The 25,640-nt window shown below is 75.7% G+C and carries 22 protein-coding genes and 1 pseudogene; 14 read left to right on the top strand and 9 right to left on the bottom strand.

The features are described 5' to 3' along the window. Positions 1-37: 37 nt before the first annotated feature. On the bottom strand, positions 38-163 hold the full coding sequence (locus ACZ4VL_RS01845) for a hypothetical protein (RefSeq protein ID WP_468194386.1): 126 nt from the start codon (positions 161-163) through the stop codon (positions 38-40). An 18-nt stretch (positions 164-181) separates the two neighbouring features. Between ACZ4VL_RS01845 and ACZ4VL_RS01840 the strand changes: the two genes are divergently transcribed. From ACZ4VL_RS01840 to ACZ4VL_RS01820, 5 genes are all read left to right on the top strand, one after another. Beyond that, positions 182-1,126: a cation diffusion facilitator family transporter gene (locus tag ACZ4VL_RS01840; protein WP_468194384.1), complete on the top strand. Its 945-nt coding sequence runs from the start codon at positions 182-184 to the stop codon at positions 1,124-1,126. 53 nt (positions 1,127-1,179) lie between these two features. Further along, positions 1,180-1,671 (top strand): NUDIX hydrolase, encoded by a 492-nt coding sequence (locus tag ACZ4VL_RS01835; RefSeq protein ID WP_468194380.1) that lies wholly within the window; start codon positions 1,180-1,182, stop codon positions 1,669-1,671. 48 nt (positions 1,672-1,719) lie between these two features. Beyond that, positions 1,720-2,976 (top strand): Tm-1-like ATP-binding domain-containing protein, encoded by a 1,257-nt coding sequence (locus ACZ4VL_RS01830; protein ID WP_468194377.1) that lies wholly within the window; start codon positions 1,720-1,722, stop codon positions 2,974-2,976. Positions 2,977-3,088: 112 nt separating this feature from the next. Continuing rightward, positions 3,089-4,759, top strand: a complete 1,671-nt coding sequence (locus tag ACZ4VL_RS01825; protein ID WP_468194374.1) for a serine/threonine-protein kinase — start codon at positions 3,089-3,091, stop codon at positions 4,757-4,759. Then, positions 4,756-5,328: a hypothetical protein gene (locus ACZ4VL_RS01820; protein ID WP_468194372.1), complete on the top strand. Its 573-nt coding sequence runs from the start codon at positions 4,756-4,758 to the stop codon at positions 5,326-5,328. Before ACZ4VL_RS01825 ends, ACZ4VL_RS01820 begins: the two co-directional genes overlap by 4 nt. On the opposite strand, the gene ACZ4VL_RS01815 is transcribed toward ACZ4VL_RS01820, so the two are convergent. Together ACZ4VL_RS01815 and ACZ4VL_RS01810 are read right to left on the bottom strand one after the other, a co-directional pair. Then, positions 5,306-5,641, bottom strand: a complete 336-nt coding sequence (locus ACZ4VL_RS01815; RefSeq protein ID WP_468194369.1) for a DUF6191 domain-containing protein — start codon at positions 5,639-5,641, stop codon at positions 5,306-5,308. The two genes, ACZ4VL_RS01820 and ACZ4VL_RS01815, sit on opposite strands and share 23 nt — an antisense overlap. Before the next feature lie 64 nt (positions 5,642-5,705). Next, the gene (locus ACZ4VL_RS01810; protein ID WP_468194366.1) at positions 5,706-6,995 is read right to left on the bottom strand and encodes an ATP-binding protein; all 1,290 of its coding nucleotides are present in this window, start codon (positions 6,993-6,995) and stop codon (positions 5,706-5,708) included. A gap of 165 nt (positions 6,996-7,160) precedes the next feature. On the opposite strand from ACZ4VL_RS01810, the gene ACZ4VL_RS01805 reads away from it, so the two are divergent. Continuing rightward, positions 7,161-8,678 (top strand): glycosyltransferase family 39 protein, encoded by a 1,518-nt coding sequence (locus tag ACZ4VL_RS01805; RefSeq protein WP_468194364.1) that lies wholly within the window; start codon positions 7,161-7,163, stop codon positions 8,676-8,678. A 140-nt stretch (positions 8,679-8,818) separates the two neighbouring features. Continuing rightward, positions 8,819-9,583 carry a trypsin-like serine peptidase gene (locus ACZ4VL_RS01800; protein WP_468194361.1) on the top strand — a complete coding sequence of 255 codons (765 nt, stop codon included), beginning with the start codon at positions 8,819-8,821 and terminating at the stop codon, positions 9,581-9,583. 144 nt (positions 9,584-9,727) lie between these two features. On the opposite strand, the pseudogene ACZ4VL_RS01795 reads toward ACZ4VL_RS01800, so the two are convergent. From ACZ4VL_RS01795 to ACZ4VL_RS01780, 4 genes and pseudogenes are all read right to left on the bottom strand, one after another. Next, positions 9,728-10,192: pseudogene (locus tag ACZ4VL_RS01795) on the bottom strand (NUDIX hydrolase); the annotation flags it as partial. Between the two features lie 35 nt (positions 10,193-10,227). Beyond that, positions 10,228-11,844: an apolipoprotein N-acyltransferase gene (lnt, locus tag ACZ4VL_RS01790; RefSeq protein WP_468194359.1), complete on the bottom strand. Its 1,617-nt coding sequence runs from the start codon at positions 11,842-11,844 to the stop codon at positions 10,228-10,230. An 85-nt stretch (positions 11,845-11,929) separates the two neighbouring features. Next, positions 11,930-12,445, bottom strand: a complete 516-nt coding sequence (locus ACZ4VL_RS01785; RefSeq protein WP_468194356.1) for a hypothetical protein — start codon at positions 12,443-12,445, stop codon at positions 11,930-11,932. 173 nt (positions 12,446-12,618) lie between these two features. After that, complete coding sequence (locus ACZ4VL_RS01780) at positions 12,619-13,665, bottom strand: FAD-dependent oxidoreductase (RefSeq protein WP_468194747.1); 1,047 nt, start codon at positions 13,663-13,665, stop codon at positions 12,619-12,621. A 142-nt stretch (positions 13,666-13,807) separates the two neighbouring features. Between ACZ4VL_RS01780 and ACZ4VL_RS01775 the strand changes: the two genes are divergently transcribed. Together ACZ4VL_RS01775 and ACZ4VL_RS01770 are read left to right on the top strand one after the other, a co-directional pair. Then, on the top strand, positions 13,808-14,413 hold the full coding sequence (locus tag ACZ4VL_RS01775; protein ID WP_468194354.1) for a TetR/AcrR family transcriptional regulator: 606 nt from the start codon (positions 13,808-13,810) through the stop codon (positions 14,411-14,413). An 85-nt stretch (positions 14,414-14,498) separates the two neighbouring features. Then, the gene (locus tag ACZ4VL_RS01770; protein ID WP_468194744.1) at positions 14,499-15,443 is read left to right on the top strand and encodes an ADP-ribosylglycohydrolase family protein; all 945 of its coding nucleotides are present in this window, start codon (positions 14,499-14,501) and stop codon (positions 15,441-15,443) included. A gap of 74 nt (positions 15,444-15,517) precedes the next feature. Here the strand turns inward: ACZ4VL_RS01770 and ACZ4VL_RS01765 are convergent, their stop codons facing one another. After that, positions 15,518-16,312, bottom strand: a complete 795-nt coding sequence (locus ACZ4VL_RS01765) for a glutamate racemase (protein WP_468194351.1) — start codon at positions 16,310-16,312, stop codon at positions 15,518-15,520. Between the two features lie 301 nt (positions 16,313-16,613). Here ACZ4VL_RS01765 and ACZ4VL_RS01760 point away from each other — a divergent pair, with 301 nt between their 5' ends. The 5 genes from ACZ4VL_RS01760 to ACZ4VL_RS01740 all read left to right on the top strand — a co-directional run bounded on the left by ACZ4VL_RS01760 (position 16,614) and on the right by ACZ4VL_RS01740 (position 22,936). Then, positions 16,614-17,783, top strand: a complete 1,170-nt coding sequence (locus ACZ4VL_RS01760) for a glycosyltransferase (protein ID WP_468194349.1) — start codon at positions 16,614-16,616, stop codon at positions 17,781-17,783. Between the two features lie 246 nt (positions 17,784-18,029). After that, positions 18,030-18,566: a DUF6643 family protein gene (locus ACZ4VL_RS01755; protein WP_468194346.1), complete on the top strand. Its 537-nt coding sequence runs from the start codon at positions 18,030-18,032 to the stop codon at positions 18,564-18,566. Between the two features lie 163 nt (positions 18,567-18,729). Further along, on the top strand, positions 18,730-19,554 hold the full coding sequence (locus tag ACZ4VL_RS01750; protein WP_468194343.1) for an MOSC domain-containing protein: 825 nt from the start codon (positions 18,730-18,732) through the stop codon (positions 19,552-19,554). A gap of 130 nt (positions 19,555-19,684) precedes the next feature. Beyond that, entirely contained in the window at positions 19,685-20,299 is a 615-nt protein-coding gene (locus tag ACZ4VL_RS01745; protein WP_468194341.1) for an Rv1733c family protein, read from the top strand. 156 nt (positions 20,300-20,455) lie between these two features. After that, a complete protein-coding gene (locus tag ACZ4VL_RS01740) occupies positions 20,456-22,936 on the top strand; it encodes a right-handed parallel beta-helix repeat-containing protein (protein WP_468194339.1) in 2,481 nt (826 codons plus the stop codon). On the opposite strand, the gene ACZ4VL_RS01735 is transcribed toward ACZ4VL_RS01740, so the two are convergent. After that, positions 22,887-25,478: a hypothetical protein gene (locus ACZ4VL_RS01735; protein WP_468194337.1), complete on the bottom strand. Its 2,592-nt coding sequence runs from the start codon at positions 25,476-25,478 to the stop codon at positions 22,887-22,889. The genes ACZ4VL_RS01740 and ACZ4VL_RS01735 overlap by 50 nt on opposite strands. Between the last annotated feature and the right edge of the window lie 162 nt (positions 25,479-25,640).

The following is a 25,640-nucleotide window of genomic DNA, read 5'->3' as shown; positions in this document are numbered from 1 at the left end:
TGCAGCCTTTGCCCATTGCTTCGCAGTGCGCTTCACTTCACGCGTCGGAACCGAACAGACGGGGGACGCCATGGGCGTGCACGACCACGATCACGATCACGGGCCGGGCGGCCCCGACCACGGCCACGACCCTGGCCACGACCACGGACACGGACACGGACACGCCGGGCACGGCCACGGCGTGTCCGCGGACGCCGACCGGCGCTGGCTGGCCATCGCGCTCGGACTGATCGGCGCCTTCATGGCCGTCGAGGTCGTCGTCGGCGTCATCGCGCAGTCGCTGGCCCTGATCTCGGACGCCGCCCACATGCTGACGGACGCCGTGTCGATCGTCCTCGCGCTGATCGCGATGCGGCTCGCCGCCCGCCCGGCGCGCGGCGGCTACACCTTCGGCCTCAAGCGCGCGGAGATACTGTCCGCCCAGGCCAACGGGCTCACGCTGCTGCTGCTCGCGCTGTGGCTGGCGTACGAGGCGGTCCAGCGGCTGATCGACCCGCCGCCGGTGGCGGGCGGGCTGGTCCTGGTCACCGCCCTCGCGGGCATCGTCGTGAACGTGGCAGCGGCTTGGTGCATCTCCCGGGCGAACCGCTCCTCGCTCGCCGTCGAGGGGGCCTACCAGCACATCCTGAACGACCTGTTCGCCTTCATCGGGACCGCCGTCTCCGGCCTGATCGTGCTGACCACCGGCTTCGTACGGGCCGACGCGATCGCCACGCTCGTGGTGGTGGTGCTGATGGTGAAGGCGGGCTACGGGCTGGTCCGCGAGTCCGGTCGGATCTTCCTGGAGGCCGCCCCCGCGCACGTGGACCCGGACGCGGTCGGCGACCGGCTGGTCGCGCACCCCCCGGTGACCGAGGTCCACGACCTGCACATCTGGACGATCACCTCGGGCCAGGCGGCGCTCTCGGCGCACGTGCTGGTCGAGCCGGCCGGCGACTGCCACGCCGTGCGCCGGGACCTGGAGCGGCTGCTGGCGAAGGAGTACGCGATCACCCACACCACCCTGCAGGTGGACCACGCGCAGGAGGCCCTGCTCACGGTCGGCCGCGCGGGCGAGGACGCGGCCGACCCGCACTGCGCGGAGTCCCACGGCCCGGTGCACCGGGAGGGCCCGCACGACCACTGATGCGCCGGCGTAGGGGCCCGTGACCGGCCGTCCCGCTGGGCATACATCCGGCCATGACGAACAAACGAAGCGCCGGACTGCTCGTCTTCCGTGAGGCGGCCGGACCCGCGGCCCCCGGGGCGGAGATCGGGGTCGAGGTGCTCCTCGGGCACATGGGCGGCCCGTACTGGGCGCACCGGGACGACGGCGGCTGGGCGATCCCCAAGGGGGAGTACGGGGAGGACGAGGCACCGCTGGACGCGGCCCGGCGGGAGTTCACCGAGGAGATCGGGCTGCCGCCGCCCGAGGGCCCGTACCTTCCGCTGGGCGAGGCCCGGATGCCGGGCGGGAAGCAGGTGGTGATCTGGGCCGTGCGGGCGGACCTCGACCCGGCGCTGATGGTGCCGGGGACGTTCACCATGGAGTGGCCGCCGCACTCGGGCCGGGTGGAGCAGTTCCCCGAGCTGGACCGGGTGGCCTGGTTCGCCCCGGAGACGGCCCGGGTGAAGCTGATCCCCTCCCAAGTCACTTTCCTGGAGCGGCTGTTCACGTTGCTGCAAGGTTGACTTGACCTTGGCTTGCCAACAAACCCCACCCGAGCGGACATTGCACGTATGACGAACGTCGTGCTGGTGGGAACCCTGGACACCAAGGGTGTCGAGTACGGCTGGCTGCGCGAGGGGCTGCGGCGCGCCGGCATCGAAGTGGTCATGGTGGACACGGGCGTCATGGGCGAGCCGCGCGTGCCCGCCGACGTACCGCGCTGCGAGGTGGCCCGGGCGGCCGGGGCGGACCTGGCGGAGTTACGGGCGGCCGCCGACCGGGGTGCGGCCGTGACGACGATGGCCCGGGGTGCGGAGGCAACCCTGTTGCGCCTGCACGCCGAGGGCCGGCTGCACGCGGTGCTCGCCATCGGCGGCAGCGGCGGCACCTCCATCGCCACCCGGGCGATGCGCGCACTTCCGCTGGGCGTGCCGAAGGTGATGGTGTCGTCCATGGCGTCCGGGGACGTGGCCCCGTACGTCGGATCCTCGGACATCACGATGATGTACAGCGTGGTGGACATCGCGGGGCTCAACAGCATCTCCGAGCCGGTGCTGGCGAACGCCGTGGCGGCCGCCGCCGGCATGGCCCGGGCCCACGAGCGGGCCGGCCTGGAGCTGCGCCGACCGGCCCGGCTGGGCTCCGGCTCGCGCCCGCTGGTCGCGGCGAGCATGGCGGGCGTGACCACGACCGGCGTGGACGCGGCCCGGGAGCGGCTGGCCGAACTCGGCTACGAGGTCCTGGTCTTCCACGTCAGCGGCACGGGGGGCCGCACCCTGGAGACCCTCGCCGGGCAGGGCGTCTTCGCGGGCGTCCTCGACCTCACGCTCAGCGAGATAGCGGACGACCTGTGCGGCGGCGTCCTGACCGCCGGCCCCGACCGGCTCACCGCGGCCGGCCGGGCCGGGGTCCCCCAGGTGGTCAGCCTCGGGGCGCTGGACATGGTCAAGTTCGGGCCGCTGGAATCGCTGCCCGAGCGGGCGCGCTACCGGCGGGTCCGCGTGCACAACCCGTCCATCACCGTGATCCGCACGACCGAGGCGGAGTGCGCGGAGCTCGGCCGCCGGATCGCGGCGAAGCTCCGCACGGCCATCGGGCCGACCGAGGTCTGCGTCCCGCTCCAGGGCCTGTCCACGCTCGGCGCGCCGGGCGGCCCGTACCACGACCCGGCCGCGGACCGGGCCCTGTTCTCGGCGCTGCGGGAGGGGCTGCGGGGCAGCGCGGCCGCCGTCCGCGACTACGACACCCACATCAACGACCCGGCCTTCGGGCGGGCGGCCGCCGACCGGCTGCACGCCGTCATCAGGGCGGAGCGGGCCGCGGCCTGAGTCCCGGGCCGGATTGGGAACCGGCCCCAGCGGAAACCGTGTCCCTGGGGGTGGCCGATCGCGCCGCCGCCGGGCCCCGGGCCCGGCGGAACGGGCGGACAGGGGGCGGACGATGACGAACAGCTGGACGGTGCCCGGGTACGTGCACGTCCGGGAGCTCGGATCCGGCGCCAGCGGACGGGTGGTCCTCGCCGTCCACGAAGCGACCGGCACGCCGGTGGCGGTGAAGTACCTCGCCGACCGGCTGCGCCGGGACCCGGCGTTCGTCGCCGAGTTCCGCGGGGAGGCGCGGCTGCTCGGCGGGCTGGACTCACCGTACGTGGTCCGGCTGTACGAGTACGTGGAGGCGCCCGGCGGCGCCGCCATCGTGATGGAGCTCGTCGACGGGATCTCGCTGCGCGCCGTGCTCAAGCAGTCCGGGCGGGCCGATCCCGAGGCCGCCCTCGTCGTGCTGAAGGGGTCGCTGCTGGGTCTGGCGGCGGCACACCGGGCGGGCGTCGTCCACCGCGACTACAAACCGGAGAACGTGCTGGTCGCGGCGGACGGCCTGTCCAAGCTGGTGGACTTCGGGATCGCGGTGCGCCGCGACACCACGCCCGGCGTCGCGGGCACCCCGGCGTACATGGCGCCCGAGCAGTGGCAGGGCCGGCCGGCCACGCCCGCGGCCGACGTGTACGCGGCGACGGCCACCTTCTTCGAGTGCCTGACCGGGCGCAAGCCGTTCCCCGGGCAGAACCTCGCGGAGCTCGCCGTCCAGCACGTGGAGGCGCCCGTACCGCAGGACGAGGCCCCCGAGCCGGTCCGCCCGCTGATCCGGCGGGGCATGGCCAAGGCCCCGGAGCAGCGCCCGGAGAACGCGGAGGCGTTCGTCACGGAGCTGGAGCGGGCGGCGCTGGCCGGGTACGGGCCGGACTGGGAGGAGCGCGGCCAGCGCAAACTGGCGGCGCTGGCGGCCTTGTTACCCCTGCTGTTCCCGTCGGCGGGCGGCGCGGCCTCCGGGACCACGGCGGTGGCGACGACCTCGCTGGGGCGGGGATCCGGCTGGGCGCCTGGACGGCGGGGCACCATCGCGGCGGGTGCGGCGCTGGTGCTGGGGGTGGTGGCCGGGCTGACGGCGAGCGCCTCGGGTGGCGAGCCGGGCGGTGCCCGTGCGGCCGACTCGTTCGCCACGTCGAGCCCCGCCCCCTCCGGCTCCCGCTCCGGCACCGCGAGCCCGACCTTCACGCCCCCGTCGCCCTCCCCGTCTCCTTCCCCGTCTCCCTCGGCGTCGGCATCGGCATCGGCATCGGCATCGGCGTCGGCGTCGGCGTCGGCAGCCGCATCGCCCTCGCCGACGCGTTCCACGCGACCCGGGCCGAGTCCGAGCCGCTCGGTGACGGTGCCTCCGCCGCGGACCACTCCCCCGCAGAAGCCGCCGACCACGCCGCCGACCCCGGCCCCCGCGCCGGTCGTGTACGCGGTCGGGGTGAGCCTGGCGCAGACCGGCGACGAGACCGGGGCGGCGGAGATCACGATCAAGGCCGCCGGCTCGGGCACGGTGAAGGTCACCGTGCAGTGGTTCACCGGCGACGACAACGACCCGTTCTCCGAGCCCGACGGCACCACGCAGTACGACTACGCCGTGGGCACGGGGACGCTGACGGCCTTGGCGGCCGCGGCACCCGTGACGCACGACTTCAAGGGCGGCGGCTGTGCCTGGGGCGTCCGGGTCACGACGTCCCCCGCAGCCGGCGGGGGCCCGGCGACCGACAGCCTGCGGCCGAGGAGGTGCAATCCCGCATGAGCGACGACGAGTACAGCGCAACCGTCCTCGGCAGCCACTGGATCAGCGGGCCGCCGCCACCGCAGGACGCCGCCCCGGACCGGGTCGAGGGCTCGGTGATGCGGTTCGGGCCGGGCGTGACGGCGGCCGTGCCCGCCCCGTTCCCGGTGGTGGTCCCACCGCGGCGGCGCCGCCGCGAATGGCGCCGCTACACCCTCGCCGGCGCCGTGCTGCTCGCCGTGCTGGCGTACCTGGCCTGGCAGCGGTTCGGGCCGGGACTGGAGGTACGGGGGCTGGCGGTGGGCACCTCCACGGGCGAGAACCCGGGCTGCGGGGCCACGGCCGACGTGGTGGCCGTCGTACGGACCAACGGGCGCCCGGGGACGGTCGCGTACCGCTGGATCCGCAGCGACGGAACCCACTCGGACCAGCTCACCGAACAGGTGCCGAAGGGCCGCGACGAGGCCCGCCTGCACCTGCTGTGGACCTTCCGCGGCCAGGGCACCTACCCGGCCACGGCCGAGATACAGCTCCTCTCCCCCACCCGCCGCACCGCCACGATCCACTTCACCTACCACTGCCCCCGCTGACGCCGTCCGGGGGCAGGTGGATGACGGCGCGGCCTGAGCTCAGGTCGATGCGGGAGCGGGGTGGGGCGCCGTCCTCCTCGTCGTCGCGCATGACGAGGGCGCTCTGCCGCTCCTTCAGCTCGTTCTGCTTGCCCGGCGAGAACGACGCGTGCAGCTGCTCGAAGCCCGTCGCCGAGACCTGGCCCTGGCGGCCGTTCCACCGCCAGGGCAGCAGCCCGGCCCGGCCCGCGCGCACCAGCGCCAGGTCGAGGAAGGCCATGGCGGTGAGCAGCAGTGCCAGCCCCGGCAGGGTCATGAAGACGACGAACGCCATGGCAGGACCGTAGCCGACCCGCTCGCGCCGCCCAAGGGGCGGGCCGGCGGCGGGGCCCGGCGCGTCAGAAGCGGGCGTGGGCCGTGATGTCGGCCTCGAACTCGCCGGTCATGGCCGGGGTGACGGTGGGCCGGCACTGGGCGACCGCCGCCAGGTAGTCCTCGGTGGTGGCGCCCGGCCGGTCCCCCGCCGCGCGGTGCGCGCCGACGGCCTCCAGGTCCCGTTCGAAGGACACCTGCGCCGCGATCCGCGCCGCGTGCTCGATGTCCGCCGGGGTGAACAGCTCGCTGGCCCCCACCAGGGCGGCCACGTCCACGTCCGCACGCCCCGCCGTGTACCGGGACCAGATCGCGGCGCGCGCCGCGGCGTCCGGGGTGCCGATCGGGATGAGGTAGTCGAAGCGGCCGGGCCGCAGGAACGCCGGGTCCAGCGAGCGGACGGAGTTGGTGGCGCACACCAGCAGCCGCTCGTCGCCCTCCCGGAATCCGGGTATCAGCTTGAGCAGTTCGTTGGTGACCCCGTGGGTGCCGCCGGGGTGCGCGGGCTCGGTGCGCACGGGGGCGATCTCCTCGACCTCGTCGATGAAGACGAGGACCTGCTCCAGCTCGGCGATCCGGGCGAAGGCGTCGCGCAGTGCGGCGGCGAGGTTGCCCTCGTCGGCGAGCCGGGAGGGCAGCAGTTCCACGAAGGGCCAGCCGAGGCGGGAGGCGATGGCGCGGGCGAAGGTGGTCTTGCCGGTGCCGGGCGGGCCGAAGAGGGCGAGGGCGCGCGGCGGCCGCACGCCGTGCGCGGCGGCCCGCTCGGGCTCGGCCAGCGGGAGGACGACGCGCCGCTCGATGAGGTCCTTCTCCCGTTCCATGCCGGCGACCCCGGCCCACAGGCCGCTGGGCAGGAACCGGCCGCCGAGGTCGGCGAGGAGGCCGGCGGCGGGCCCGTGGAGCGGTTCGCTCTTCTCGAAGTAGGCGACGGCGGGCTGCCGGGTGTAGCCGGCGTTGAGCAGCCCCTCCCCGAGCAGGTCCTCCTCCGGCAGGACGTACGCGATGCGGCCGACCCGGGCCGCGACGAGCCTGCGCTCCAGCTCGACGAGGAGCGCGCTGGCCAGTCCCCGGCCGCGCCAGCCGGCGGCGATCGCGATCCGCATGACCCAGGCCCGTTCGCCGGTGACGGTGGCGAGGGCCGCGCCGATGGGGACGCCCTGGTGGACGGCGACGACGCAGGGCTGCCGGTCGGTCAGGGCGCCGATGCACTCGGCGAGCGAGAAGACGGACTCCTGGCCGAGTTCTGCCGTGCTGTCGATCAGGTGGACGACCGCGGCGAGATCGCTCTCGCGGTAGTCGTGGATGAGCCAGTGCACCCGTTACCGCCCCTCGTTGCCTTGTCGTTGCTGGGGTGAGGCTAGGGGCGGGTGGGGCGCCCGCTCTCGCTCCGCGGTGCACAACAGCGGGTCGGGAAACCGTCCGTGTCGTCCATAGACTGGTGCTTTCCGCCCGAGGTGCCCAGCGAGGATCCGATCCGTTTCATGACTTCTGACATCACCGCAGGCCGACGGCGGACCCTCGTGTGGCTGGTACCGGTCCTGTGGACCCTGGGCCTCGGCCTGTGGGGGTTGTCCCGGCAGGACAGCGTGTGGCGCGACGAGGCGGCGACGTGGCAGGTGGCGGCCGGGCGCTCGGCGGGCGAGATATGGGCGATGCTCGGCAACGTCGACGCCGTCCACGGCCTGTACTACCTGCTGATGCACGGCCTCTTCGAGGTGTTCGGGGCGGGCACGACGACGCTTCGGCTGCCGTCCGTGCTGGCGATCGCGGGCGCCGCGGCGTGCACGGCGCTGATCGGCCGGCGGCTGGCCGGGTTCTGGGCGGGGCTGGGCGGCGGTCTGGCGCTGCCGCTGCTGCCGGCGGTGCAGTTCTACCTCCAGGAGGGCCGGCCGTACGCGCTGGTCGCGGCGGGGGTGGGGTTGTCGACGCTGCTGCTCGTGTCCCTCGTGCCGGACGGCGGGAGCGTGGCCGGCGTGACGGGCGGGACGGGCGGGACGGCCGGCCCCGGTGCTCCCGGCGGGTCCGGGCGGCGGGTCTGGCCGCGCTGGACCGCGTACGGGCTGACCGTGCTGGTGTGCGCGCTGCTGAACTGGCTGTCGCTGCTCGCCCTGCCCGCCCATGCGGCGACGCTGTGGTGGGCGGGCGCGGGCCGGGGCGTGGTGGGGCGCTGGGCGGCCGCCGCGGCCGGCGCGGTGGCAGGGGCGCTGCCGCTGGTCCTGTTCAGTCGGAGCCAGTCCGACCAGGTCTCGTGGATACCGCCGCTGACCTGGCACATGATGATCGGCCCGGCCATCCTGCTGGCCGTCGGCGGCCTGGGTGCCTGGCTGGACCGGCCGCGGGCGGGCCGGCTGTCGCTGGCGGCGGTGGGTCTGCCGCTGCTGGCGGTGCCGCAGCTGGCGCTGATCGGGATCTCGCTGGCCCAGCCGCTGTTCCTGGACCGGTACGTGCTGTTCAGCATGGTCGGCCTCGCGCTGCTGATCGGAGCCGCGCTGGGCGCCGCCGTACGGGCCGCCGCGCCGCGCTTCCCCCGGGCGGCGCGGCTGCTGGTGCCGGCCGTGGTCGGGATCGCGGTGGTGGCGCTGCTGCCGGTGGAGCTGGCCAAGCGGGCTCCGGCGAGCCGGGTCGACGACGTGCTGGCGGTGGCCGGCGAGGTGGACCGGCTGAAGCGGCCGGGGGACGCGGTGCTGTTCGTTCCGGCGGCCCGCCGGGACACGGCAATGGTCTCCCCGGGCGCCTTCGCGGGGCTGTCGGACCTGGCCCTGGAGCGGGACCCGGTCGCTTCGGCGACGCTCAAGGGCGAGGAGGCGGAGCCGGCGCGGATCAGGGCGGAGCTGCTCCGCCGGCGCCGGGTGCTGCTGGTCACGGACGCGGCGAAGGTGGCCAAGCCGTCGGGGGCGGCGCGGGACGCGGCGAAGGCTGCGGTGCTGAAGGAGCACTTCAGGGTGGTGGAGGACCGGCAGGTCCGGGGCCGCCGGGTGACGGTGTACGAGCGCCGCTAGCGCGGGGCCGCGGGCCGAGCGCCGTGGATCCCGGACCGCGGGCCGCGGGCCGCGGCCCGCCAGGATTCACAGCAGATTCATATGGAATAACGGGCTCCGGTCATAGTTTCGACGGGGAGGCTCGGAACATGATCCAGCGCATGCCCCTCCGACCGGCCCGCCGCTCCGCCGTCCGCCGGACCTCCCGGACGCTTGCGGCGCTGGCCGCGATGGCCATCCTGCTCAGCCTGAACATGCCGGACGCGGGTGCGGTCCCACCGCTGGGCGTGACGGCGCGGGCGATACCCGACGCGACGGCGGACCGGGTCGGCCCGCTGTTCGCCGGCGGCCTCGGCGGGGGCCACTTCTGCACCGCGGCCGTGGTCCGCAGCGACGGCCGCGACGTGATCGCCACGGCCGCGCACTGCGTGGGCGACCCGCAGAACACGTTCTTCGCACCGGGCTACCGCGACGGCAGGGCCCCGCACGGGCTGTGGCGGCTCACCGGAGCGTTCGTGGCACCGGGCTGGACGGACGGCCAGGACCCGGACGCCGACCTGGCCTTCGCCACGGTGGTCCCGGTCGACGGCGGGCAGGGCCCGTACGTCGAGGACGCGGTGGGCGGGTTCCCCGTGGCCGCCGAACAGCCGGGCGACGCGGCGGTGACGATCGTCGGCTACCCGAGCACCGAGGACGCCCCGCTGCGCTGCGCGAACACCACCGCCCTGTACTCCGGGACCCAGCGCCGCATCGACTGCCCCGACCTCAGCAGCGGCACGAGCGGCAGTCCGTGGCTGGTGGACGGGGCCGTGGCCGGGGTGCTCGGCGGCCACGAGGGCGGGGGCACCGACCCGGACGTCTCGTACAGCGCGGTGATGGGCGACCAGGCGGAGGAGCTGTACCGCGACGCGGCCGACGAGGGCTGAGCCACGGGCGGCCGGCCCGCGGGCGGCCGGGCGCCGGGGCTACTCCGGGATGCCCTCCGGCACCCATGCCGGGGCGCCGACCCGCCGGTCGGCCGGGATCTGCGCGCCCCGTCCGGCCGGGACCTCCTCCGGGAGCTCGGCGGCGGGCGCGAACCAGGTCGGCTCGTCGTCCAGGGCCCGGCGGACGCGGTCCAGGCCGAACCGGTCCAGCGGGGGCAGGGCGTCGGGCGCGAACCAGGCCACCTCCAGCGACTCGTCGTCGTTGGCCCGCGCCTCACCGCCGATCGCCCGGCAGCGGAAGGTGATGTCCTGGAACTGGCAGACGTCGCCGTTGGGGTAGGTGATCGGCTGCAGCATCTCGACCATCACCACGCGCTCCGGAACGCACCGCACGGCCGTTTCCTCGTACACCTCGCGCACGGCGGTGTCGGCGGGCTGCTCGCCCGGTTCCGCGATCCCGCCGACCACCGCCCACCGGCCGCTGTCGGAGCGCCGTCCGAGCAACACGTGACCGCGGTCGTCGACGACGATCGCGGTCACGGCGGGCAGCAGGAGCAGCCGGTTCCCGGCATGGGCCCGGATTTCGCGGATGAATTCAGGAGTGGTCATGCCCCGACCATACGAGGCCGATCCCGCCGCACCGCTCAGGCGGCACTGCGGCGGGCACGGATCCGGAGCGCGAGGACCCAGCCGAAACCGCCGGCGGCCAGCGCGAGCAGCACGTACTCGGGCAGCGGGCCGAGGCGGGTGGCGGGGGTCTCGGTGGAGCGCAGCGGGATCTCGGCGACGAGCGCGTCCGCGGTGAACATCTCGGTCTGCTGCACGACCTTGCCGTCGGGACGGATGACGGCGCTGACGCCGCTGGTGACGGGCACGAGGACGGTGCGGCTGTGCTCGACGGCGCGGACCCGGTCCATGGCGAGCTGCTGGTAGGTCATCTCGGTCCGGCCGAAGGTGGCGTTGTTGCTCGGTACGGCGATCACCTGGGCGCCCGCGCGGACGGTGGAGCGGACGGCGTCGTCGAAGGCCGCCTCGTAGCAGGTGACCATGCCGATGCCGCTGCCCGCCATGTCGAAGACGCCCGGCTCCTTGCCGGGGCCGAAGTCGCGCTGCACCCGGTCCACGTCAGCGCTGAAGAGCCTGACGAAGGACCGCATCGGGATGCGCTCGCCGAAGGGCTGGATCTTGCGCTTGTCGTAGGTGTCCGTGGGGCCCTTGGCAGGGTCCCACAGGATCATCGTGTTGCGCAGCGGCCCGGTCTCCGGGGCCAGTACGGAGCCGATGGCGACGGGCACGCCGATGGCCTTGACCGCTTCGTCGATGATCCGGTACGCGTCGGCCTGGGTGAACGGGTCGATGTCGGAGGAGTTCTCCGGCCAGACCACGAAATCGGGCCGGGGGACGCGGCCGGCCCGGACGTCCTCGGCGAGCTGCACCGTGCGCTTGGCGTGGTTGTCGAGGACGGCCCGGCGCTGGGCGTTGAAGTCGAAGCCCGCGCGCGGCACGTTGCCCTGGACCACCGCGGCGACGGCGGTGCCGTCCTCGGCCGCGTCGGAGACCAGCGGGCGGGCGGCCAGGGCCGTAGCAACGGGAGCGGCAACGGCGAGGGCGGCCAGGGCGGCGACGCTGCGGCGGGGGTGGTGGCGGGCGGCGCGCAGGGCGCCGTACAGCCCGAAACCGCACAGGGCGACGCCGAAGGAGAGCAGCGGGGTGCCGCCGAGTGCGGCGAGGGGGAGGAAGAACCCGTCGGCCTGCCCGAAGGCGAGTTTGCCCCACGGGAAGCCGCCGAAGGGGGCGCGGGCGCGCAGCGCCTCGCCGGCGGTCCACACGGCGGCCCCCCACAGCGGCCAGGCGGGGAGCCGGCTGACGAGGGAGACGCCGAGGGTGGTGAGGCCGATGAGGAGGGCTTCGAGGGTGGCCAGGGCGAGCCACGGGACCGGGCCGACGCCCTCGCTGGTCCACACGAGCAGCGGCAGCAGGAAGCCCAACCCGTGCAGGACGCCCAGGCCGAAGCCGGCGCGGGCTCGGCGGCCGTGGAGGCAGCCGGCGAGCACGGCGAGGGCGACGGGGGCCAGCCACCACAGGGGGCGGGGCGGGAAGCTGAGGTAGAGCAGCACGCCGGAGGCGGTGGCGAGGGCCGCGCGGACGGCAGCGGCGGTCTTCCACCGGGGCGCCCGGGCGGAAGGGGTCGTGGCGGCTTCGGCTCCGGTGGCGGGTTCCGCTCCGGTGGCGCGGGGCTCTTCGGTGACACTGCTGCTCATCTGGCGGAGTGTACGTGGCCGGGGCGGGAGGGCCCGCACGCGCCGGCCGGGCGGCGGCTCCGCGGGGGCGGTCGGCCGGGGCGGCTCAGCCGGCCAGGGCACGCAGATGGGCGCGGATGACACGGACCGCGTTCTCGGCGTCGTCGACGGTGACCGTGAACAGCTTGCCGCCCCCGAGATGGAGGGCGAGGCCCTCGCCGCGGCGGACGATGATGGCGGTGCCCTTGTCGGGGCGCCAGCGGTGGCCCCAGCCGCCCCACTGGTGCGGGGTGATGTGGGGCACGTACTCGGCGGAGATCACCTCCGCGAGCGGGACCCTGCGGCGGGGCAGGCCGATGTGGCCGCAGCGCACCTCCAGCGCCTCTGCGTCGATGGTGACGGCGACCTGCACGAAGGCGAGGGTGCCGTAGAGGATCAGGACGCCGACGGCCAGGCAGCCGATCACCGACATCAGCAGGGGCACGATGCCGGAGCTCCAGGGGGAGTCGACGGCGAGGTCGATGCCGAGGGCCAGGGCGGCCGCGCCGGCCGCGGCCAGCACCCACTGCACGCGGTTGGTTGCCCGGCCCGTCCACAGCGGACCCGGAGGGTGACCCGTCATGAGTAGCAGCGTACTCACGTTCCGCATGTGCGCCACCGCCTCGCGCCGGCGGCCGGCCCGAGGGCCCGATCGTCGGGCCGGCCGCTCTGCCCCGCACCTGTCCGCGCGCGGCCCCGGGCAAACCCGGCTGGCCTGCAGGCCGGTCCGGCAACGGGCGGCGGCCCGGTTCCGGTTCAGCCGGGCAGCAAGCGGACGAGTGCGTCCCGCAGGGCCGGGCGGCGGACCGTCATGAAGCGGTGCAGGCTCCGCGAGGCGAGGGCGACGCGCTGGGCGGGCCGGCGGCGTTCCGCGTCGTACGCGCGCAGGGCGGCGGGCAGCCCGGCCCGACCGTGGGCGGCGACCGCACGGGTGAGTGCCTCGGCGTCGAGCAGGGCGGTGCAGGCGCCCTGGCCCAGGTTGGGGGTCATGGCGTGGGCGGCGTCGCCGACCAGGGCGGTGCGACGGCCGTCGGTGAAGGCGGGGAGCGCCGGGTGGAGGTGGCGCATCTCGTACCGGATCCAGGTCGCCGGGTCGGTGTCGGCGAGGACCCGCGGGACGGGGTCGTGCCAGTCGGCGAACGCGGCGCGCAGCTCGTCGGCGGTGGTGGCGCCGGGGACGGTGGCGTACCAGTTGGTGCGTCCGGGCTCGACCGGGGTCATGCCGAAGAACCGGCCCGGGCCCCAGGTCTCGCCGTGGACGCCGGTCTCGAAGCCGGCGATGCCGATCCAGGCGACGGTGCCGAGGGTGCGGACGGCGCTGCGGGTGCCGAAGCGGGCGGTGCGGACGGCGCTGTGGATGCCGTCGGCGCCGATGACGAGGTCGGCGTCGATCCCTGCCGGGTCGGTCAGCCGCTGCCCGTACGCGATCGGGGTTCCGCCGAGCCGGTCGAGCGCGTCGAGGAGGGCGTCGATCAGGTGCGGGCGGGAGATGAGCAGCTCGGGGCGGCCCGCCCTGCGTTCGATCCGGTCGAGCGGGAGGGCGGCGAGCACGGTCCCGTCGGGCCGGCGGATCCGCGCGTCGCGGTACGGGACGGCGCGCGTCCGCAGGGCCCCGCCGAGGCCGAGCCGGTCGAGGGCGGCCTGGGCGGTCGGGTGGATGCCGAAGGCGGTTCCGTAGCGCTCCGGGGCGGTGCGCCGTTCCAGCACGGTCACGGTCCAGCCGGCGCGGCGGAGCCCGATGGCGGTGGCGAGCCCGCCGACACCGGCTCCGACGACGACGGCGGTGCCGGCGGTCCCGGGCATGGCGTTGGCGGGGTCGGTGGTGCTGGTGGGGCTGATAGGGCTGATGGGGTGGTGTCTGCCGTGCATGGCGCGCTCCTCACTCCCGACTACCACATCCGTGGTACCACATCTGTGGTACCACGGATGTGGTTAAGCTGCCAGGGTGAATCAGGACCGGAGGGACCGGCTGCGTGACGCGGCCATGGCGGTGCTGGCGGAGGCGGGCGGCCGGGGCCTCACGCACCGGGCCGTCGACGGCGCGGCCGGCGTGCCCCTGGGCACCACCAAGAACTACTTCCCGACCCGCGACGCCCTGCTGCGGGCAGTGGCGGAGCGCTGCGCGGAGCAGTACCGGGCCGTGGCGGCCGCCCTGGCCGGCCCGGACCCCGGCCCGGGCCCCACGGACCGGGCCGGGCTGGCGGCCCTGCTCGCCGGGCTGCTGCGCGACGTGGCCGGGGCGGGGCGGCCGCGTGTCCTGGCCTATCTGGAGTTGCAGACGGAGGCGGCGCGGCGGCCGTGGCTGGCCGCACTGCTGGACCCGATCGGGGCGGCGGACTTCGCGGCGCACCGCCGGCTGCTCGGCGCGGCCGGGCTCCCGGACGGGTCCGCACAGGCCCGCACCCTCACGCTCGCCCTGCACGGGGCGGTCTGGCACCTGCTGACCGGGGCGCCGGACACGCTGTCCGCGGCCGGGCTCGACGACCTGGACGCCTTCGCGAGGGACGTGCTGGCCGGCGTATGCCCCGGCCCATCAGGGGAGGAAAGCTGACGTGACCGACCAGTTCAGCCCGATCGACCGCAACGACCCGATCGACCGAAAGGACCCGAACAGTCGAAACAACCGAAACGACCGGATAGATGGGACGGAGCAGACGGAGCGGACGGACCGCGCCGTCGGTGCCGTACTCGGCTCCGCCGTGGGCGACGCCCTGGGCGCGCCCTACGAGTTCGGGCCCGTGGGGGAACTGAGCGCGCGCGGCGCGGAGATGCGCGGGGGCGGCGGCTGGGAGCCGGGCGAGGCGACGGACGACACGCAGATGGCCGTGCTCGTCGGCGAATCGCTGCTGGAGTACGGCGGCCTCGAACTCCCCGACGTCTTCGACCGGTTCCGGCGCTGGGCGGCAGCCGAGCCGAAGGACATCGGGCTCCAGACCGAGGCCGTGCTGACCGGCGGCGACCCGTGGGACCTGGCCGCGGCGCTGCACTTCCAAGGGAACGCGCGGGCAGCCGGCAACGGTTCCCTGATGCGGGCGTCGACGTCCGCGGTGTACTTCGCCGCCGGGGGGCGGGAGGCGACGATGGCCGCGGCCCGGCGGATCGCGGCGCTCACCCACGGCGACCCGGCGGCCTGGGAGGGCACGGCCGTCCTGCACGAGCTCGTACGGGTCGCACTGGCCGGCGGCGATCCGCTGGACGGCGTTCCGGAGGCGCTCGCGGCGGTGGACCCGGAGCAGCGCGACCGGTACGCGCGGGTCCTCGACCCGGATTGGCACCCGGGCCTGGCCACCGAGTTCAACGGCGCGGTGTGGCCCTGCCTGGGCTCGGCGGTGTGGGCGGTGCGGACCACGACCGGCTTCGCGCAGGCCGTCCGGGCCGCGGTGGACCTGGGCGGGGACACCGACACGGTCGCGGCGGTCACGGGCACGCTGGCCGGCGTCCGCTACGGCCGGGCGGCGATCCCCGCGGAGTGGACGGCCCCGCTGCACGTACCGCTGCCCGGCTTCGGGGACCGCGTCCTGGACGCGGAGGACCTGTGCACCCTGGCCCGCCGACTGGCGGCGGGGCCGGCGGGGCGGTAGCACCGAAGGGCTGGCGGCGGTAGCGCCGGGGGCCGGGCGGTAGCGCCGACGGCGGTCAGCGACGCCGGGGGGGGTCAGCGCCCGACGGCGGCGCCCTGCCCGGCCAGCAGCTGGCCCTCGGCATAGCCGAGCGCGGCGGCAGGCAGGGCGCCCTCGTCGCCGCTGAGCAGCACGGTCAGTCCGCCGGTGGCGGGCAGGGCAGGATCGGGGGCGGCGCCGATGCGGCGCAGCGCCTGGAGGGCGACGGCTTCGGCGGAACCGTGGTAGGTCGGCTCGACCCCGCCGGTGCGGGCGGCGAGGGCGGCCCGGATGGGCGCCTCGACGAGCTCGTAGTGGGTGCAGCCGAGGACGACGTCGGTGACGTCGGCCGGGGTCAGTTCGGCGGCGGCCGCGACGGCGTCGGCGATGGCCGCCTCGTCCGCCGCCTCGACGGCGTCGGCCAGCCCCGGGCAGGGGACCTCGGTGACGCGCGCCCCGGAGGCGAAGTCGCGGATGAGCCCGCGCTGGTAGGGGCTGCCGGTGGTGGCGGGGGTGGCCCAGATCGCCACCCGCCCCCCGGCGGCCGCGGCTGGCTTGATCGCCGGCACGGTGCCGATCACCGGGATGGCGGGCTCCAGCTCTGCCCGGATCGTGGGCAGGGCGTGGACGGTGGCGGTGTTGCAGGCGATGATCAGCGCCTCCGGGCGGAGCGCGGCGGCGGCACGGGCGACACCGAGCGCGCGCCCGGTGAGGTCCTCGGGGGTACGCGGACCCCAGGGCATGCCGACGGGGTCGGAGGACAGGACCAGGTCGACGTCCGGCCGCAGCCGCCGCATCGCGGCGGCAGCCGCGAGGAGGCCGATTCCGGAGTCCATGAGCGCGATCATCACCCGGTCACCTTAATCGACCCGCCCCCTCCGCCACCCCCGACGACCCCCGGCTGTGCCCCGACACACACCCCCGTCGGCCGCCCGCCGCCGGGCCCCGGCGACGTCTTCCGCCACCGCCCCGCGCGGCTCGCCGGCCGGGTGGTCCGCGCGGCGGTCCGAGTAGTCCGAGCAGTGCGGGACCGTACCCCGCGGGCGGAACGGGACGCGGCTCGTACGGGTCCGGGACAGGGGGTGGCGGGTTCGCGGGACGCGGCTCGTTCGGGTGGGGGACAGCGGGCTCCGCGTTCGGCAGACTGCCCGCATGGGCCTTTTCGGCGCCGCGTGCGCCTCCCTCGCCGCCTGGATCTGGCTGACGCTCGCCCAGGGCATGTTCTGGCGGACCGACGTCCGCCTCCCCCCTCGCACCGCCCCCGCCCGGTGGCCCTCCGTCGCCGTCGTGGTCCCGGCCCGGGACGAGGCGGAGGTGCTCCCGTGCAGCCTCCCCTCCCTCCTCGCCCAGGACTATCCCGGCCGGGCCGAGATCATCCTGGTCGACGACGGCAGTACGGACGGCACGGGCGCACTGGCGCGCCGCCTGGCCGGCGTGCAGCCCGGACTGCCGCTCACCGTGGTCTCCCCCGGCGAGCCGGAGCCGGGCTGGACCGGGAAGCTGTGGGCGCTGCGCCACGGCATCGCGTTCGCCCGCACGGCGCACGAGGCCGAGCCGGAGTACCTCCTCCTCACCGATGCCGACATCGCACACGAACCGGACAGCCTGCGCGAGCTGGTCGCGGCCGCGACCTCCGCCGGCCTCGACCTGGTCTCGCTGATGGCGCGGCTGCGGGTCGCCGGCTTCTGGGAGCGGCTCGTCGTGCCGGCGTTCGTCTACTTCTTCGCCCAGCTCTACCCGTTCCGCCGGATCAACCGCCCCACCGGCCGGACGGCCGCCGCGGCCGGCGGCTGCGTCCTGCTGCGCACGGAGGCGGCGGTCCGGGCCGGCGTGCCGGACTCGATCCGGCAGGCGGTCATCGACGACGTCTGCCTCGCCCGCGCCGTCCGGGACTCCGGGGGGCGGATCTGGCTGGGGCTCGCGGAGCGGGTGGACAGCGTGCGCCCGTACCCGGCCCTCGGGGACCTGTGGCGGATGGTCGCGCGCAGCGCGTACGCCCAACTGCGGCACCAGCCGCTGCTGCTGGCGGGGACGGTGGCCGGGCTCGTCCTGGTCTACCTCCTCCCCCCGGCCGCCCTCTTCGCGGGGCTCGCCGCGGGGCACGCCGGGACGGCTTGGGCGGGCGGCCTCGCCTGGCTGCTGATGACCGGAACGTACCTTCCGATGCTGCGCTACTACCGGCAGCCGGCGGCACTGGCGCCCCTGCTTCCGCTCACGGCACTCCTGTACCTGCTGATGACCGTCGATTCGGCCGTGCAGCACTACCGGGGTCGGGGGGCGGCCTGGAAGGGCCGGACCTATGCCCGTCCGAGTGATGTCTGAAACGGCGAATTGCCGCCGGATTCGATGTCATCCCTGGTCACCGCATTGTGACGCTGCGTCAGCGGCAAGTCGGTGCAACACCCAACGGTCAAGCACGAGTCGGGACAAGCGGGTACGCAAGTGACGTATCGTGCACGTGAACGTGAAGTGAAAGGTGTGGCGCTGACCTGCGAATATGCAGGTCAGCGCGGCCTTCGTCACACCTCGCTATGGACCCGGTGAAGCCGTGGGCTTAACTTAGGTCCCATGACCTCCCCCCGCTCCACTTATGGCGGCGGTTACTACTCCGCGCCTTCTTTCCCGGACACTCCCATCTACGACTCGCTCGTGGCGGAACGCGGCACTCCGCAGATCGCCCCGATCCGTGTTCCGGCCGCCTACGATTCGCCGAGCTCCGGCTACTCGAGCGGTGGGTACCTGCCGGCCCTCGCCTCCGCGCTGCCCGCGCTCCCGGCCGCGCTGCCCCCGGCACCGATGCCTCCGCAGCCGCAGCCGCAGCAGACCGGCGGGTACGGGTATCCGTACCAGGGGCAGGGCGCGCCCTCCCCCATGCCGCTGCAGAACGCGCCGGCGCCGTACATCCCGCAGCAGCAGCAGCCGGTCGCGGCCCGCGCCGGGTACATGCAGCAGGCGCAGCCGCAGCCGCCCCGCCCGGTCGCCGCGGGCACCGGGTACGAGGCGATGCGTCCGGCGGCGCCGCGTCCGATGCAGGTGGCGGCCCCGGCCGCGGGCCCCTCGTACGAGGACCCGTACGGCCGCCAGTACCAGGGGCGCGCCTACTGACGCGACGCGCGTACGCGGCACGCGTGCGGGCCCTCCCCCCGGGAGCGGGGCACGCGTGCCGACGGGCAGCCGCGCGGCTGCGGCCGGCCCCGGTCCTGACCGACCCGGATCCGGCCGCCGATACCCGCTGGGGCGGCCGAGGGGCGCCTGGCAGGATGCTGCCATGGCGAATTTGTATGTCCGGTCCTTGCACGTCCACCCCGTCAAGTCGGTGGCGGGGGCAGCTCCCGACGAGGTGGCCGTGGAGCCCTGGGGCCTGTCCGCGGACCGGCGCTGGGCGCTGGTCGACCCCGCGGGCAAGGTCATCACGCAACGCGAACAGCCGCGGCTGGCGTTGGCTTCGGCGCGTCCGCTGGAGGGAGGCGGCGTCGCGGTGGCGGCGCCGGGCATGCCCGGCCTGGTCGTGGAGGTCCCGGAGCCGGGGCCGCTGGAGCCGGTGACGCTGTTCGGCAAGAAGGTCGAGACGGTGGTCGCGGCGCGCGCCGGGGGCGACTGGTTCAGCACCTACCTCGGGATTCCGGTTCACCTGGTGCACATGGACGACCCGGCCGTACGGCGTCCGGTGGACCCCGACTACGCACTGCCCGGCGAGACCGTGAGCCTCGCCGACGGCTACCCGGTGCTGCTCACCACGCTGGCGTCGCTGGACGCGCTCAACTCGCTGATCGCGCAGGGGGACCATCCCGAGGAGGGTCCGCTGCCGATGGACCGGTTCCGACCCAATGTGGTGGTTGCCGGGGCCGAGGCCTGGGCGGAGGACGGGTGGCGGCGCATCGCGATCGGCGACGCCGTCTTCCGCGGGGCGCGGGAGTGCGGGCGGTGCATCGTGACCACGACCGACCAGCGGACGGCGGAGCGCGGCAAGGAGCCGCTGAAGACGCTGGCCCGGCACCGGCGGATCGGCAAGTCGCTGGCGTTCGGGCGGCTGCTGGTGCCGGTGCGGACGGGCACCGTGCGCGTCGGCGACGAGGTCCGCGTCCTGGAATGACCCCTGGAACGCCCCCTGGAATGACACCTTCGGGGGGCTCTGGCGGATCCCAGGAACCAACCGTCGAGGGACGGCCGTTGGATCATCCGGAACGTGCCTGAGTCAGACGGAGGCAAGGGGGTGCCGGACCGTGTGGGCAGCAATGGGTGTGTGGCGCTGGCGGCGCAATCCGCTGCGCCGGCCGACGGATCTCTTCGAGGCGTGGGTGGCGTTCGCCGCCGTGGTGTGCGTCCTGCTGGTGGCACCGGCCGTCGGCTGTGTGACGGGCCTGCGGGTGGACGGCGCGCTGCAGCGGGCCGCGCGCGAACAGCGGCAGGAGCGGTACCTCGTCCCGGCGGTGGTGGTCCGACCGGCCGCGGCCGAACCGCCGGAGGGCGCGGGCGGCCAGCCGGAGCCGCAGCGGCAGGCCCCGCAGCGTACGCAGATCGTGGCGGCCTGGACGGCGCCGGACGGCAGCAGCCACCAGGGGACGGTTCCGGCGGCCGAGGAACCGCCGAGGGCCGGCGACCGGTTCCGGATATGGACCGATCTGCGCGGCCGGCTCGTGACCCGGCCGCTCGACCCCGGCTCCGCCAGCGCACACGCGGCGGTTCTGGGCCTCGCCGTCGCGGTGGGCGCCGCGGCGCTGGCGGAAACCGCCCGCAGGCTCGTCGTACGCCGGCTCGTGCACCGCAGGTACGTGCTGCTGGACCGGGCCTGGGCGGCGGTGGGACCGGACTGGGGACGGGCGGGTGCAGGCAGCTGACCTGGCCTCCCGACGGCTTTCCGCGCGCTACGGTGGAGCCCCCGGAGCGGTTGCCGTCAGCCGCTGCGGGCGGATCCGGCGGGTTCAGCCGGTTTCGCCGGTTCTGCCGGTTCGGCAGGGCGAGGACGAGAACGAGGGCGGGGGCACGACAGCACCATGGCACAGGGCACGGTCCAGCTGACGCACGGCGGGTCTTCACGGTGGCGGCGCCGCTCCGATGAGTATCCGACGCTGGCCGCCGCGCTCGCCGCCGCGGGCGACGGGGACGTGCTGACCCTCGCCCCCGGCACCTACCGGGAGAACCTGCTGGTCCAGCACGCCGTGACGCTGCGCGGGCCCGAGGGCGCGCCGGGGTCCGTGCGGATCGCCCCGGCGGACGGGGTGGCACTCACCCTGCGGGCCTCGGCCGTGCTCCAGGACCTGCACGTGGAGGGCCAGGACCGGGCGGCTCCCGCCCTGCTCGTCGAGGCGGGCTCCCCGGAGCTGGCCGGGCTGCGGGTGAGCACGCGTTCGGCCGCCGGGATCGAGGTGCGCGGCGGCGCCCGGCCACTGGTGCGGCGGTGCACGGTGGAGAACCCGACGGGTGTCGGGATCGCCGTACTGGACGGCGGCGGCGGGGTGTTCGAGGAGTGCGAGGTCGTCTCCGCCGGGCAGGCGGGGGTCTCCGTCCGCGGCGGCGGGCATCCGCGCCTGGAGCGGTGCCGGATCCACCACGCCTCGGGCGCGGGCATCGCCGTCACCGGTGAGGGCTCGGGGTTGGAGGCGCTCGGCTGCGAGGTGTACGAGATCAAGGGGACGGGCGTGCAGATCGCCGCCCGTGCGGCGGCCCGCCTCACCGACTGCACGGTGCACCGCACCACGGCCGACGGGGTCACCCTCGACACGGACGCCGTCCTCGACCTCTCCGGGTGCGACATCCACGACGTTCCGGAGAACGCCGTGGACCTGCGGGCCCGTTCGGTCCTCACCCTCGCCCGCACCACCGTGCGCCGCTTCGGCCGCAACGGGCTGTCCGTGTGGGATCCGGGCACCCGGGTCGAGGCCGAGGCCTGCGAGATCCACGACAGCACGGGCGACTACCCCGCGGTGTGGATCAGCGACGGGGCCGGCGTCTCGCTGAACGGGTGCCGGGTGCACGACGTGCCCGACGCGGTGTTCGTCCTGGACCGGGGGTCGCGGGCGGACGTGGTCGACAGCGACCTGTTCCAGGTCCGCAACACGGCCGTGTCGGTGAGCGACGGCGCGACCGCGCAGGTCGAGGACTGCCGGATCCGGGAGGCGGGCACCGGTGCCTGGTTCCGCGACCACGGCAGCGGCGGCAGCCTGACCGACTGCACGATCGACACCGCCCAGACCGGGGTGATCGTCACCAAGGGGGCCGACCCCACGGTCCGGGGCTGCACGGTCACCTCGCCGGCCGAGGCCGGGTTCTACGTGTCGGCAGGCGGCCGCGGAAGCTTCGACTCCTGCCGGGTGACCGGCAGCTCGGGCTTCGGCTTCCACGTCCTCGACGGGTGCCGGGCCACCCTGACCCGCTGCCACACCGAGCGCTGTGCGCGCGGCGGCTACGAGTTCGCCGAGGACGGCCCGGTCGCCGAGGGCTGCACCTCGGACGAGCCTGCGCCCCGGCACGCCGTCCGGCCGGCCCCCGGCGGCGCGCCCGCCGGGGAGCGCCCTGGCGTCCGTACGCTCACCGGGCAGCGGACGGCCGGGTCCGTGCCGGCCGGCCAGGCCGCACCGGTCACGGCAGCAGCGGCGGCGGCAGCGTCCGGGGCCCGGGCGGCGGGCGGGGCGGCCGACCGCCGCGCGCCGGCGCCGCGCGGCTCCGGTGAGGTGCTGGAACGACTTGAGGCGCTGGTCGGGTTGGAGAGCGTCAAGCGCGAGGTGCGCGCGCTCACCGACATGATCGAGGTGGGGCGGCGCCGGCAGCAGGCCGGTCTGAAGGCCGCCTCGGTCCGCCGCCACCTGGTCTTCACCGGTTCCCCCGGCACCGGCAAGACCACGGTGGCCCGGCTCTACGGGGAGATCCTCGCCTCGCTCGGCGTCCTGGAGCGCGGCCACCTGGTCGAGGTGTCGCGCGTGGACCTGGTCGGCGAACACATCGGGTCGACGGCGATCCGCACCCAGGAGGCGTTCGAACGGGCCCGCGGCGGGGTGCTGTTCATCGACGAGGCGTACGCGCTGGCCCCCGAGGACTCGGGCCGGGACTTCGGGCGCGAGGCGATCGACACACTGGTCAAGCTGATGGAGGACCACCGCGACGCCGTCGTGGTGATCGTCGCCGGGTACACGGAGGAGATGGACCGCTTCCTGACCGTCAACCCGGGCGTGGCCTCCCGCTTCTCGCGGACCATCACCTTCGGCGACTACGGGCCCGGGGAGCTGCTGCGGATCGTGGAGCAGCAGGCGGAGGAGCACGAGTACCGGCTCGGCGAGGGCACGGCCGAGGCACTGCTGGCGTACTTCACGGAGCTGCCGAAGGGCCCGGCGTTCGGCAACGGCCGTACCGCCCGGCAGACGTTCGAGGCGATGGTCGAGCGGCACGCGGGCCGGGTGGCGCAGCTGGCGGACGCGGGGACGGACGAGCTCACGCTGCTGTTTCCGGAGGATCTTCCGGCGCTGCCGGCTCCCTGCTGACCCTCGGCCCCGGCACACCGGACGCCGACCGCTCGGGCGGGACGGCGGGCCGGTCCGGGGCGGTCGCACCGTCCCGGGAGGTGGGCTGCCCCGGAACGGCCGGCCGGTCGGGGTCGGGGTCGGGGGCCTTGCGCAGGTCCGGGCGGGATGGGCCGGCCAGGCGGGTGAGGAGGGCGTCGCGTTCGGCCGCGAAGGCAGGGTCGGACGGGTAGTCGTAGTGGCCCAGGACGGGCGCGGGCAGCGGGTGGAGTGCGCTGCGCCCGTAGGCGAGCGGGTCGGCGAGCGGGCCGCGGTCCACGTCCCCGGCGGGGTCCGCGGCGACCGGGCCGCCGATCGGGTCGGTGGCCCGCCACAGGTTGCGCCAACAGTCGACCTGCCGGTGCAGGGCCGTGAGGGGGCCGGGCCCGAAGTAGGCCGGGAACCAGCGCCCGTAGAGCCGGCGCAGCGGCGACCCGTACGTGAGGAGGGCGATGCGGCGGCGCGCGTACGGCGGCAGCTGCCAGACGGCGGCCGCCGCGAGCACGCTGCCCTGGGAGTGCCCGGAGATCACCAGCCGGCCGCCCGTGCGGCCGGTCCAGGCCGTCATCCGCCAGGTCAGGTCGGGTACGGCGCGCTCGGCGTAGCAGGGCGGGGCGAACGGGTGGGCGGCCCGCGGCCAGAAGGTGCCGACGTCCCACAGCACGCCGATGGTGCGGCGGGCGGCCTGGTCCCGGTAGGCGCGGCGGCCCCAGGTCACGAAGAGCAGGAAACCGAAGCCGACCAGCCAGGAGCCGGCGTCCTGTGCGGCGCGGGCGGCGGCTTCGAGGAGCGGGTGGCCTCCGCGGGCGGCTTCGCCGGGGACCGCCCCGCTCAGCCAGGCCCCGGCCAGGGCGGCCGCCCCGAGCAGCAGGGTGACCCCGGAGACGGCGGCGAGGAACCAGGGTGCGGAGTCGGTGAGCGCGGCGGCGGCCCGGGCTCCGGCGATGCGGCGGCTGCGGTCGGCGTCCGGGGTCTCGCCCGGGTATTCGGCGGCGATCCGGGCGGCGAGGCGGCGCCGGTGGAGGGCGCCGCGCACCGCGAACACGGCGGCGAGCAGCGCCAGTACGAGGAGCAGCGGCGGCAGGACGGCGGCCTGCCAGGACAGCAGCACGGGCGGTACGGGCGGGCCGGCGCCGCCGTCGAGGCGGCCGGCGACCCACTGGGCGACCCCGCCGGACATCACGCCGCCGAGCGCGCAGCCGAGCGTGGCGACGGCGGGCCCGCCGAGGCCGCGCAGCGCGGTCGCCCCGTCGGGGGCGCGCCGGTGCAGGCGGGCGGCGACGGTGGCGAGGGCGAGGACCAGCACACCCTGGGCGAGCGTCAGCAACCCGAACGCGAAGTCGCCGGGCAACCGGCCGGAGGAGGTCCAGCCCGGGCGGGACCAGGAGGCGTGGAGCAGCACGGCGGCGAGCAGGGCGAGGGCGGCGCCTGGCAGCAGGGTGACGGCGGCCCGGTCGAGGCGGTGGTCGGCCCGGACCTCGCTGCGGCCGCGCCGGCAGACGACCCAGGCGACCGCGGCCGCCCCGGCGGCGAGCAGCACCTCCAGGGCCCAGCCGAGGGCTTCGAGGGCGGGGGTGCCGGCGCGGCGGTCGTAGCGGGCGGCGGGCGCGGCGACGGCGGCGGCGACGGTGAGCAGCCCGGCGGCGGTGTGCGCGGCCCGCAGCCGGGCCACGATCCGCCGCCCGAACCAGAATCCGGGCCGGCCGAGGGCGGGCGCGTCGCCGGGCCCCTCGACCGCGGTGGCCGAACCGGCAGCGAGGGCGGCGGACTCGGAGGCGGAGCCGGGAGCCGGGGCGGGAGCGGGCGCGGGGACGGCTGCTCCGGCCGCCTCCTGGGGCGGGGTCTGGGACTCGTAGGCGCTCCACGTCCGGTTCGACAGGAACCACAGCAGCCCGGTCAGCGCGGCCGGGACGAGAGCGCCGAGGGCGAGCCTCCGCCCGGGCTGGCCCCACCAGCCGCCGGGCTCCGCGAACCGCAGCCAGGAACGGGAGGCGGTGCAGGAGGCCGTGCCCGGGCACTGCCAGGCGAGGAGGTCGAGGGCGACCTCGCAGGCAGCCGCGATCAGCAGCAGGGTGAGGCTGAGGGCGAGGAGCCGGACGAGCAGCCCGTACGCGCGGACCGCCCGCGGCGGCGTGCCGTCGGGAGCGGCCGGCGCGGCAGGCCGGGCCCAGTGGGCGAGGTTGACCACCATGAAGGGCAGCAGGAGCAGCCACAGGGCGCGCGAGCTGTTGCCGGAGGTGAGTCGGGACCAGCAGTAGGCCTCGACGACGGGCCGGCCGGCGTACCGCTCGGGGTGCGACTCGGCATCGGCGTCGGCGGCACGGCGGAACACGGCGGCGGTCGCGTCACCGGTGACCCTGACGGTGCGGGGGTCGTCGAGCAGTTCCTCGGGGGATGCGCCGTGGACTCCGTGGACGCGGAGTTCGAGGGCCGGGGGCCGCGGCGGGGTGAGGAGTTCGAGGGCGAGGGGGTGCGGGGGATGTGGGGAGTGTGGGGGATGCGGGGGCTGGGGGACGTCCGGCACGGCGGCCTCCGCTCGCGGGGCGGGATCAGCGCAGGTCCTGCATCCAGCATCCCGCGCACCGCAGCGCACGCATAGCCCCTGTACGGGCGATGCGCGCACGGGCGCACCGCAGCCGTCCGCACGGGCGTACGGGCGTACGGGCGTACGGGCGTACGGGCGTAC

It is taken from the genome of Streptomyces sp. NPDC029014, from assembly GCF_055564695.1.
The sequence above is the reverse complement of the archived record's forward strand: the minus strand, read 5'-3'. Positions and strand labels throughout refer to the sequence as shown.